Annotated in this window: 7 protein-coding genes; 5 read left to right on the forward strand and 2 right to left on the reverse strand. The window is 69.6% G+C overall.

Going from position 1 to position 11,580, the window contains the following annotated elements:
- Both PKE44_RS08525 and PKE44_RS08530 read right to left on the reverse strand, forming a co-directional pair.
- Nucleotides 1–282: putative quinol monooxygenase (locus PKE44_RS08525; protein ID WP_324550066.1), on the reverse strand; the 282-nt coding region annotated here is incomplete at its 3' end.
- Nucleotides 283–304: 22 nt separating this feature from the next.
- Nucleotides 305–1,042 carry a hypothetical protein gene (locus PKE44_RS08530; RefSeq protein ID WP_324550067.1) on the reverse strand — a complete coding sequence of 246 codons (738 nt, stop codon included), beginning with the start codon at nt 1,040–1,042 and terminating at the stop codon, nt 305–307.
- A gap of 181 nt (nt 1,043–1,223) precedes the next feature.
- On the opposite strand from PKE44_RS08530, the gene PKE44_RS08535 reads away from it, so the two are divergent.
- The 5 genes from PKE44_RS08535 to PKE44_RS08555 form a co-directional block, all read left to right on the forward strand.
- Entirely contained in the window at nt 1,224–2,114 is an 891-nt protein-coding gene (locus PKE44_RS08535; protein ID WP_324550070.1) for a class I SAM-dependent methyltransferase, read from the forward strand.
- Nucleotides 2,115–2,537: 423 nt separating this feature from the next.
- The gene (locus PKE44_RS08540; protein ID WP_324550072.1) at nt 2,538–4,484 is read left to right on the forward strand and encodes a methyl-accepting chemotaxis protein; all 1,947 of its coding nucleotides are present in this window, start codon (nt 2,538–2,540) and stop codon (nt 4,482–4,484) included.
- A gap of 189 nt (nt 4,485–4,673) precedes the next feature.
- On the forward strand, nt 4,674–9,440 hold the full coding sequence (locus PKE44_RS08545; protein ID WP_324550074.1) for a PAS domain S-box protein: 4,767 nt from the start codon (nt 4,674–4,676) through the stop codon (nt 9,438–9,440).
- On the forward strand, nt 9,437–10,687 hold the full coding sequence (locus PKE44_RS08550) for an EAL domain-containing response regulator (RefSeq protein ID WP_324550076.1): 1,251 nt from the start codon (nt 9,437–9,439) through the stop codon (nt 10,685–10,687). The genes PKE44_RS08545 and PKE44_RS08550 overlap by 4 nt, the downstream gene beginning before the upstream one ends.
- Nucleotides 10,688–10,908: 221 nt before the next feature.
- On the forward strand, nt 10,909–11,580 hold a 672-nt coding region (locus PKE44_RS08555; protein WP_324550078.1), incomplete at its 3' end, for a cobalamin-dependent protein.

Below are 11,580 nucleotides of genomic sequence, written 5' to 3' on the forward strand. Positions count from 1 at the left end.
CTCGACCGGCCGCAGCACGGTGAGCTCGCGCCGGTCGATCCAGCCCTTGGTCGCGTCCCGGTAGGCGAGCAGGTGCGCCGACTGCCAGTGGGCTTCGAGGGCATCCCGGTCAGCCCAGCGTTCGTGGAAGAAGATCAGCGCCGGATCGTCGCTGCTTTCCAGCAGTTCGTAGGCGAGGCAGCCGGGTTCGGCACGGGTCGGGGCCAGCAGCGCGAGCATGGCCTGCTTCAGGCAGGCGGCGAATTCGGGGCGGGCTTCGATGCGGGCGATGACGGTCAGCATGGCGATCCCCTCGGGCGGTTGCTCAGGCGCGCTCCCCGCCACGCCAGCGCTGCAGTGTTTGCTGCGATGCACCGTAGTGATAGGCGATCGTGGCCGGCTCGTAACGCCATTCCCGGCCTGCCGGACAACTTTCGCGCGCGATGCAGCGTCGGGCACACCCGCTGCCGATCGTAACGCGCTGTGCGAGACAGCGCTGCGCCTCCCAGCCCGGTTTGCCGACCGCTGCCGCCGGGCAGGCAGGGACGCACGGAGCGCTGCAGTCGAGGCACGGCGATGGGCCGAGGGCTTCGCCCGGCGCATCGGCGCCGGCATCGAGCGCGATCACGGCCCGCACCGCCCACCAGCTGCCGTAGCGCGCATGCAGCGTGTTCATGAACGGTCCCGGCCGCAGCCAGCCGGCCGCGGCGAGCAGTGCGAGCAGCGGCAGCGGCGCGGTCGAGGCCGGATGCGGATGCAGCACGCGGTGCGCCCGTGTGCCGAGCAGGGCGCCGAGTTCGGCGCGGCAGAAGTCATCGAGCGGGCCGCAGGAACCGGCGCCGGTCGCGGCGTTGTCAGCGAGCAGCGCCTCGATGTCGCGCCCGGCGCGCCAGCGCCGCTGCACGGCATCGCCGGTATTGCAGACCAGCCACAGCGTTCGGAACGGGGCCGCGAGCGAGGCGAGACCGGGGGCGGAGATGGCGGAAACCGGCAGCATGGTCTGCAGGCCGTATCCAAGCCGGACGGCCTGTTCACGCAGATCGGCAAGGCGGGCGTCGTTCATGCGGGTTCATGGCGGCGGCGACGGGAATCGCCATCACCGGTGTGCGGGTCCGGATTGTCAACCATCGATGCAGCAGCGGACGCAGCGGGTCGGCACGCTTGCAGACAGGATACGGTGCGACGCCCGGCCGCCCGATGCCCGGACTTCGGGCCTTCCCGGATCTGCATGGAGCCTGCCCGCCATGAACCACCCGATGCCCTGTTCCGGAGCTTCCGCGCCGACACCGGATGCGGACCAGGCCGATGTCATCGCGCACTGGAGCCGCGGCACGCCGCGGCAGTGGATCCAGCAGCGGCTCGCCGCCGACGGCATCGAGCGGCCCGGCTGGCGCGACGTGGCCCGCTACGACCAGATTCACGCCGGCGGCCTGAAGGCGGTCGCGGCACTGGCCGGTCTTGCCGGGCTCGGGCGCGGGGCCGGCGTGGTCGATCTCGGTGGCGGGCTCGGCGGCAGCGCGCGCTGGCTCGCCGGTGAACTCGGCTGCCGTGTGGTCTGCGTAGACCTGACCCGGACGCTGGTCGAGGCCGGCGCCGAACTGACGGCCTGGGTCGGGCTGGATGCGCAGGTGCAGCACCTGCACGCCGATGCGAGCGCCACCGGCCTGCCGGCCGGCGGTTTCGATGCGGTCTGGGTCCAGCATCTGGCGCTGCACCTGCCCGAACCGCAGGCGCTGTGGCAGGAGGCGGCACGGCTGCTGCGCCCGGGCGGGGTGCTGGCGCTGCACGAATGGACCCTCGGCAGCGGCGGCGAGCCGTATCACCCGCTGCCGTGGTCGCGCGCCGACGGCACGCTGAGCCATCTGCAGACGCAGGCGGCCCTGGCCGCCGGCCTGCGCGCCGCCGGATTCGCCGAGGCGGGGTTTGTCGATGGCTCGCAGGCAGCGGCCGATGCCTATGCCGCCCAGCGCGCCGCGCTCGCGAAGCTGGAGTGCCCCGACAATCCGGTGCTGCCGGCCGACGAACTGCTGACCGTGCTCGCCAACGCCGAACGCAGCCTGCGCGAGGGGCGCTGTCACTGCGTCTACGCCACGGCCCGACGGCTCGGAAACGACGCGATCACGACCGCCGGCTGAAAAGCCGTTGCCGGCTTCCGGGCTGTCTCTCCCGAGAACGCAGCACCGGCAAGGGCCGGGTGGCCTGCCGGGGACGTGCAGGATCGCCGGAGTTGCTGTCCGCGCCCTGCACATTTGTTTCACGCATGTTTCACGCACGGGGGAGCTTTCTCCCGGCATGGCGCCTGCCGCGGCAGGTTTCATCGGGAGTTTTTTAAAAGCAACGGAATACGTTCAAGCCTGCGGTCGCAGACGGTGGCGAAAGAGTCGGTCAGCAGGATTTTTCGTACCGGCAACTACCACTTTCGTTGCATGGCTGTTCAGGTGCGCACGAATATATACAGCAATAACCATGTGGTAATTTGATTTTTCTCTGGAATTCCGGACACGCAAACCACGCCCATCCGTTGCTCCGTCCTCTGTATCGTCACAGGGAGAATTCTCGTGACCGCTACCCTGCCGCAAGTGCCGTCCACAGCCCTGGAGTCCGTGCCCGGCTCCGCCTCCCTGAGCAGCCGCTGGCGCAACCTGCCGTTGCGTCATCAGTTCCACGCCCTGCTGACCATCGTCGTGCTCGCGTTGCTGCTGCTGGTAGCCGGCACGCTGCTGGGATTGCGCCGCGATCTCGATTCACAGGCTCGTGAAGCCCTGGCTGCCTCGCTTCAGTCCGTGATGACCGTGCTTGAGCATTTCGCCGACGCCGAAGGCAGCGCACGGATGGACCGTGCGCAGGCACAGGCACGTGCGATCGAGGCGCTGACCGCCTTGCGTCAGGGCGATACGTATGTGTTTGCCTTTGATCGCGATGGACGTTTCGTGCTGCATGGAGGCGATCCCGCGCAGGTCGGGCAACCGGTCCGGGGGCTGCGCGATGCCGAGGGCCGTGACCTGTACGAGGCTTTTGCGGGCGCTGCGCACCGGGATGCATCCGGCAGCGGGCGGGGCGGTTTCGTGGAATATCCGTATGTCCGTCCGAGCGGCACGAAGCCGGAGCGCAAGCTCTCGCACGTCCGGACCTTCGAGCCCTGGGGCTGGGTGCTGGGCACCGGGGTTTACCTGACCGATCTGGACTCCCGGTTCGCGCGCCAGCGCAACACGCTGGTGGCCGGCGTCGCCATCGTTGCGGTGCTGCTCGGCAGTCTGCTGACCTGGCAGAGCCGGCGGATCGTCGGACGCGTGCAGGCCGTGCTCGGCTTTGCGCAGCGGCTCGCCGTCCACGATCTGCAGGCGCACATGCGCGTCGATACGCAGGAGGAATTCGGGCGGATGGCAGCCGCACTCAATGCCGCCGTCGATTCCTTGCGGGAAGCCGCTGCCCGCGATCAGGCGCAGATGGAGCAGCTGCGCGCAGCCGAAGCCGCCCGGGAAGTCCAGGCCCGTGAAATCGCCGCTCAGGCCGACTGCATCCGGGAGGCGGCCGAGCGCGACCGGGCCGCAGCCGATGAACTGCGCACGAAGGTCGGACGCATCGTCGTCGCGGTCGAGGCGGCTGCCAGCGGCGAACTGACCGTCACGCCGGGGGTCGGGGGCAATGACGCCATCGGCCGGGTCGGTGAGGCCTTCGGGCATCTGCTGCACGACCTGCGCAGCAGCATTGCCGGCATCGGCCGCAACGCCGAGGCACTCGGGCGTTCGGTGGAAGTGGCCCGGAATACCGGTCAGCGTCTGAACGGCGTCGCTGGCGACACCAGTGCGCGTGCCGAACGGCTGTCCGGGAACGCCAGTGCCGTGGATGACAGCCTGCAGTCGGTCGCCAGCGCGACCGAGGAAATGAATGCAGCCGTGCAGGAGATTTCGCGCCACGTGCACCGGGCGGTCGGGATTGCCGCCGTGGCTGCGCAGGCCGCCGATCACGCCACCGGTCTCGTCGGGGCCCTCACGACCAGCAGCGCCGAGATCGGGTCGGTCAGCCGCACGATCACCGGCATCGCCGAACAGACGAAGCTGCTCGCCCTGAATGCCACGATCGAGGCCGCGCGGGCCGGTGAAGCCGGCAAGGGCTTCGCCGTCGTCGCCAACGAGGTCAAGGAGCTTGCGCGGGGCACCGAGCAGGCGACCGCGGACATCGAGAAGCGCATCGGCACGATCCAGCACGATACCGGCCATGTCGTGCATGCGATCACCGACATCCGCCGCACCATCGACGAGGTCAACGAAATCTCCGCGATGATCGCCGCCGCGATCGAGGAACAGAGCGCCACCACGCGCGAGATCAGCCGCAGCGTGGCTCTGGCCGCGCAGGGCAGCGCCGAGATCACGGCTTTCGTGCGCCAGCTGGCCGATACCGCTCAGGCGGTGCACACGGAAGCGGGGGCGACGACGCAGGCGGCCGACCAGATTGCCCGCATCGCCGAGGATCAGATCCAGCTGATCAGGCGCTTCCGCATCTGAACGCAAGCGCGTCCTGCCCGCCGGGGACCGGTCGCGGACGGTTCCCGGCCTGCCCGAGCCGTGCCGGCCTCGATGGCAGGGGTGGCAATATGTCAAAAGATGCGATCCGCCGGCCTGGCGGAAATGCCGGGAGCGGGGCGTCGGTACGATCGGGCCGGTGCGACAACATGTGTAGCAGGATGCCGATCCATGACCTTTTCTCCACGCCGCCTGTTCTGGCCCCTCGTGCTGCTGGCGAGTGCAGTCGGCCTCTGCGGCCTGCTCGGCATCCAGTACACGAATGTGCGGCAGCTCGACAGCGATGCACACGCATTCGCCCGCCAGATCGAGCTGCTGCGCAACGCTTTCGGCTACGGCGGCTTCATTCATCATTTCAAGAACTTCCTGCTGCGGCGCACGCAGGCGAGCTATGCGCTCGCCGGGGCCGGACTCGATTCGCTCGGCGTCACGGCGGCCGAACTCGAGCAGTTCACACATGATCTCGCCGAGCGCGAGGCCCTGCACGAAATCGGGCGGGTGATCGGGCGCTATCGCACGGCCTGGCAGCTTGCCGGCCTGCCCACGCACCGCGAGATGCAGCCCGAGGCCCTCGACGGGCTGGTGCGGGTGGAAGACACCGTGGCGATATCGGCGCTCGGCATCCTCGAGGCCGCTGCCCAGCAGCGTCTCGCGCAGGCACGCGCGGCCAGCACGCAGCTGCAGATGCTGCTGGCAGCCAGTCTGGTCGCGCTGCCCTTGCTGGCACTGGTGTATCTGCACCAGCAGCGGGCGTTGAGACGCGAGAGCCGTCTGGCCGACTGTCTGGCGCACTCGGAACGGGAGCTTCGCCAGAGCAACGAGCAGATGCGGGCCATCTTCGACGGCATGGTCCATCTCATCTGTCTGCTGCGCCCGGACGGCACGCTGATCGAGCTCAACCGCAGCGCGGCGCTGTTCGCCGGCCAGGCGCGCGACACGCTGCTCGGCCTGCAACTGGCCAGCCTGCCGTGGTGGCCGCGCTCGCCCGATGCGCAGGCGGCCGTGCAGCGCGCGCTTGCCGTGGCCGGCAGCGGTCAGTGCTTCCGCGAGGAGTTCCCGGTGCTCGGACCGGGCGGCTTCCGCGCGACGCTCGATGTTTCACTGCAGCCGCTGCGTGACGAGCACGGCGAGATCGTGCGGCTGGTGCTGGAGGCACGTGACCTGAGCGAACGCCAGCGTCTGGAGGCCGGCATCCGCGCCGAGGGCGAGCGGGCACGGCGCTATCTCGACATCGCCCGCTCGATCATCCTGGCGCGCAGCATCGACGGGCGCATCCAGCTCATCAACCGCGAAGGCTGCGAACTGATCGGTCTGCCGGCCGGGCAGCTCATCGGCCGGAACTGGTTCGAAACCTGTGTGCCGCAGGGGGAGCGCACGAGAGCGCAGGTCGTGTTCGCCCAGGTGATCACCGGCTTTGATCCGCTCATCGAGGAGGAACGCGCGCTGCTGACCGCGAGCGGCGAGACCCGCTGCATTGCCTGGCGGCACACGGTGGTCTGCAACGAGACGGGCGTCGTGGTCGCCATCCTGAGCGCCGGACGCGACGTGAGCACCGAACGGGCCGCGGAGCTGCATCTGCGCTCGATCAATGTCGAGCTGGAGCGGCGCGTCCGCGAGCGGACCCGGGCGCTGGAAGATGCCCGTGATGCGCTGCTCGGGCGCCAGCACCGCCTCGGCATCCTGAAGACGCTGGCCGAGCAGGCGGGTAGCGCGGCCGATCTGTCCGTGGTGCTGAACCTGACGCTGCGCCTGGTCTGCGAACATCTTGCGTGGCCGGTCGGCCATGCCTGGATTCGCGATGCCGTCGATCAGCCGCTGCGCTCCAGCCACTGCTGGCATCTCGGGGATCCGGAAATCTATGCCGGCTTCCAGGCGCGTTCGCAGGCGCTGGAATTCGGGCCGGGCGTCGGCGTCATCGGCCGTGTGCTCGAGGCCGGGGAGGCGCAGTGGATCGAGGATCTGGCAACTGACGTGCATTTCCTGCGTCATGACCCCCTGGTGCGTTCCGGCCTCTGCGGCGGCGGTTTCTGTCCGGTGCGGGTCCGCGGCGAGGTCCGGCTGCTGCTGGAGTTCTTCTCGACCGACGATAACGGGGTGACCGGGGAAATCCGGGATTTCGTCCACCAGGTCGCGACGCTGCTCGGCATGATCGCCGAGACCCTGCTCGATCGCGCCGAACTGCGCCGGCTCGCGCTCTTTGCCAGCGAAACCGACGACATGCTCGTCGTCACCGATCGCGAGGGACGCATCGAGTGGGTCAACCAGGGCTTCAGCGACTGCACCGGCTGGACGTGCGCCGAGGCGCTCGGACAGCACCCCGGACACCTGATCTACGGTCCCCGCACCGACGCCGGAACCATCGCCGGCATGCAGGCCGCGATGCGGGCAGGGGACAAGATCGGCACCGAACTCGTCATCTACCGGCGCAGCGGCGAGCCCTTCTGGGTGGCGCTGACCGTGCAGCCGGTATACGACGCCGCCGGCCGGCTCGAACGCTACCTGTCGGTCGCCCATGACATCAGCCAGCGTCACCAGGCCGATGAACTGCTGCGCAGCCGCGAGCAGGAACTGCGCTCGCTGTTCGAGAACGTCATCGACGGCATCATCACGATGGATGCGAAGGGGCGCGTCCGCGCCTTCAATCCGGCGGCCGAGCGGCTGTTCGGTTATGAAGCCGCCGAGGTGATCGGGCACAACGTGTCCATGCTGATGCCCGAGCCGCATCGCAGTGCGCATGACGGCTATCTCGCGCGCTATGTCGCCGGCGGGCGGGCGGCGATCATCGGCATCGGCCGCGAGGTCGAGGGCCTGCATCGCGACGGCCGCAGGCTCGAGATCGATCTGGCGGTCAACGAGTGCGAGCTGAACGGCGAGCGCTGCTTCATCGGCATCGTGCGCGACATCGCCGAGCGACGGCGCATCACCGCCGAACTGGAGCGGGCCCGCGATGCCGCCGAGCAGGCCAACCGCGCCAAGTCGACCTTCCTCGCGACGATGAGCCACGAGATCCGCACGCCGATGAACGGCGTCATCGGCATGCTGGAGGTGCTCGGTCACGAAACGCTCACGCCCGCCCAGACCGACACCGTGGCCACGATCCGCCAGTCCGCGCACACGCTGCTGTCGATCATCGACGACGTGCTCGACTTCTCGAAGATCGAGGCCGGCCACCTTGCGCTCGAGCGCGCGCCGCTGCCGCTCGCGGCCATCATCGAGAGCATCGGCGACACACTCGCGCCGATCGCGGCCAGCAAGCAGGTCACGCTGGAAATCTACGTCGATCCGCGCCTGCCCGAGTGGATCCTCGGGGATGCCGTGCGCCTGCGGCAGGTGCTCTACAACCTCGCCGGCAACGCCGTGAAGTTCACCGGAGAGCAAACGGATCGCCCCGGCTGCGTGGCCTTGCGCGCCGAGTGCGGAACGGCCGGCGGTCTGCGCCTGCGCGTCATCGACACCGGCATCGGCATGTCCGCACAGACCATCGAGCGCCTGTTCCAGCCGTTCATGCAGGCCGAGGCCTCGACGACGCGCCGCTTCGGCGGCACCGGCCTCGGCCTGTCGATCGTGGCCCGACTCATCGATCTGATGGGAGGCAGGATCGGCGTCGACAGCACGCCCGGGCTTGGCTCGACGTTCACGATCGAGCTGCCGCTTGAGGCAGCCGGCGGGCAGCCGTCGATTGCACCGCGCTACGCCTTCGCCGGCCTGCCGGTCAGCCTGCTCTGCGGCGGCGACCGGCTCGGGGCCGATCTCGGCGAATATCTCGCCGCCGCCGGTGCGCGGGTACTGCCGGCGGCCGACGTCGATACGCTCGTGCAGGACAGTGCGGCGGCAGGCGATGCCCGGCTCGCGATCGTGGTCGTCGACGGTCGCTGCCACGGCGCCGACAGCATCGAACGCCTGCGCGGGCAGTTCGCGGCGCAGGCGGGCCGGCGTGACGTGCGCTACGTGCTGATCACGCACGGCAGGCGGCGCGAAAGCCGCATCGAAGGCGATGACCTGATCACGCTCGATGGCAACGTGCTGCACCGCCATGTATTCCTGCGCGCGGTGGCCATCGCGGCCGGCCTGGCCTCGCCGGTCACACCAGCGGTCGAAACCATGCTGCCGCTGCCGGCGGCTGCGCCGCCGGGCATCGAAGCTGCCTGCACCGCAGGCCGGCTGATCCTGGTCGCCGAGGACAATGCGATCAACCGCAAGGTCCTCGAACGCCAGCTGGCGCTGCTCGGCCATGCCGCGGAGTTTGTCGCCGACGGCCGCGCTGCGCTCTCCCGCTGGCGCAGCCACCGGCATGCGCTGCTGATCACCGACCTGCACATGCCGGAACTCGACGGCTACGAACTCGCCGCCACGATCCGGCACGAGGAAAGCGCCAGCGGCAGCCGGCGCCGGCCGATCATCGCGTTCACGGCCAATGCGCTGAAGGGGGAAGTCGAACACTGTCGCAGCGTCGGCATGGACGACTGCCTGATCAAGCCGCTGCAGATCGAGCGGCTGCGCACGGCGCTCGAACGCTGGCTGCCGGTCGCGAGCGTCCCCGCCGCCGCGGCCCCGGTTCCCGAAGCGCCGCCGCCCCGTTCCGGCGAACGGCCGCCCCCGTTCGATCCGCTCGCGCTGCAGGAACTGATCGGCGATGACGCGGAACTCATCACCGGGCTGCTCGATGAATTCCTCGACGGCGTCCGTGCGAATCTCGATGCGCTGCGGCAACTGCAGGCAGATCAAGACCTGACGGGCATCGCCGATATCGGACACAGACTGAAATCCTCGGCCCGTGCCGTCGGCGCAGCCGAACTCGGGATGCTCTATGAGCAGCTCGAACAGGCCGGGCGGGCCGATGACGGGCCGGCCATCGATGCCGTGCTTGCGGCACTTGCCCCGGCCATCGCGCGTCTGACGGCCCGGATCGAACCCCATGCCTGGAATCCCTGCACATGAACACGGATTGCCTGCCGGATGGCGATGACCGGAAACAGGATCGGAAGAATGACGCGGAAATCCTGCTGCTCGACGACGAGCCGCTGCTGCTGCGCGTCCTGGCGCTGGCGCTGAACGCCTGCGGCTACCGCAGCATCACGAGCTGTGCGAACGCCGCCGATGCGCTGCTGCGGCTCGACGATGCCGCACTGCCGCCGATCGAACTGATCTTCTGTGATCTCAACATGCCGGGCATGGACGGCGTGCAGTTCGTGCGCGCGCTCGGGGAGCGCGGGTGGCAGGGCAGCCTCGTGCTGATCAGCGGCGAGGAGCGGCGCACCGTCGACACGGTCGCGCGCCTGGCCAGCGCCCACCGGCTCGACCTGCTGGGGCAGATGCCGAAGCCCGTCGTGCGGGCGCAGCTCGTCGAACTGCTCGAACGCTGGCGCACGCGGCAGCCGGCGCCCGGACCCGGTGCCCAGGCCGGCGAGGTCGAGCCCGGGGAATTGCGCCGGGCGCTGGCGGCCGGGGAGTTCGTCAACGTCTACCAGCCGAAGATGGCCTTTGCCGGCGGCGGCATCGAAGGCGTCGAGGCACTGGTGCGCTGGCAGCATCCGGTCGCCGGCATCATCTACCCGGATCGCTTCATCGGCGTTGCCGAGCGTCACGGCCTGATCGACGCGCTGACGCAGGCGGTGTGCGCCCGGGCCCTGGCCGATGCGAGCGACTGGCAGCGTCAGGGCCTCGGGCTGTCGGTGGCGATCAACGTCTCGATGGACAGCCTGCGCGATCTGGACTTTCCCGAGCGCATCGCCGCCGAGGTGCGCCGTGCCGCCTTCAACCCGGCGCAGCTCGTGCTGGAACTCACCGAGAGCCGGCTGCCGCCGAACCCCGTCGTGCTGCTCGATACGCTGACCCGGCTGCGCCTGAAGCGCTACAGGCTGTCGATCGATGACTTCGGCACCGGCTACTCGACGCTCGCGCAGCTGCGCGACATCCCCTTCGACGAGCTGAAAATCGACCGCGGCTTCGTGCACCGCGCACACGCCGATCCGGCGCGCGGTGCGATCCTCGCAGCCAGCCTCGGCATGGCGCACCAGCTCGGGCTGCGCACGGTGGCCGAGGGCATCGAGGATGCCGCCGACTGGCAGCACGTGCAGCGCCTCGGCTGTGATCTGGGGCAGGGCTATCACATCGCCAGGCCGATGCCGCCGGCGGCGCTGCCGGCATGGGTCGCGGCCCGGAACCTGTCCGGTCAGGCCCGCTGACGCAGGCAAGGCAGCAAGGGCGACGGGCAGGGGCCGTCGGGTCGCGCGAGGCATAGGCGGACCGGGGGGCGGGAACTGCTCGTAAATAGATGTTTACGTGACCGGCTTCCGGCGTTCTTATGATCCGATGCATTGGCGTGCGCCGGTCCGTCCGGTCGCAGCGCCGCAGCGCCCGCCAGAGGCGCATCCCGATCCACCGGGGGGCAGAGGAGACGTGCCGGATGAACGCAGTCGCCGGGATTCAGGGGCGCGAGCGGTATCGCCCCGTCCACAAGCTCCGCTTCGTGACCGCCGCGGCGCTGTTCGACGGCCACGATGCCTCGATCAACCTGATGCGCCGCATCCTGCAGGCCCAGGGCACCGAGGTGATCCACCTCGGCCACAACCGTTCGGTCGAGAGCGTCGTCAGTGCTGCGCTCGATGAGGACGTGCAGGGCATCGCCGTCAGCTCCTACCAGGGCGGCCACGTCGAGTACTTCAGGTACATGATCGACCTGCTGCGCGCACGCGGCGGCGGGCACATCCGCGTCTACGGCGGCGGCGGCGGCGTCATCGTGCCGGCCGAGATCGCCGAGCTGCAGGATTACGGCGTGACGCGGCTGTTCTCGCCCGAGGACGGCCAGCGGCTCGGGCTCGCCGGCATGATCAACCTGATGGTCGAGGCCTGCGATGTCGATCTCGCCGCGCAGGCCCCGGCGACGCTCGATGGACTGCGCGCCGGCGACCGGCTCGCGCTTGCGCGCTGGCTCAGCGTGCTCGAAGCCGGGCGCATGGCGGCTTCGCTTCGCGACGAACTGCTGCAGGCCGCGCAGGCCCGCCGTGCGCCGGTGCTCGGCATCACCGGCACCGGCGGCGCCGGCAAGAGCTCGCTGACCGACGAACTGATCCGCCGC

It is taken from the genome of Plasticicumulans sp. (assembly GCF_035331805.1).
In the GTDB taxonomy this organism is placed as follows: domain Bacteria; phylum Pseudomonadota; class Gammaproteobacteria; order Competibacterales; family Competibacteraceae; genus Plasticicumulans.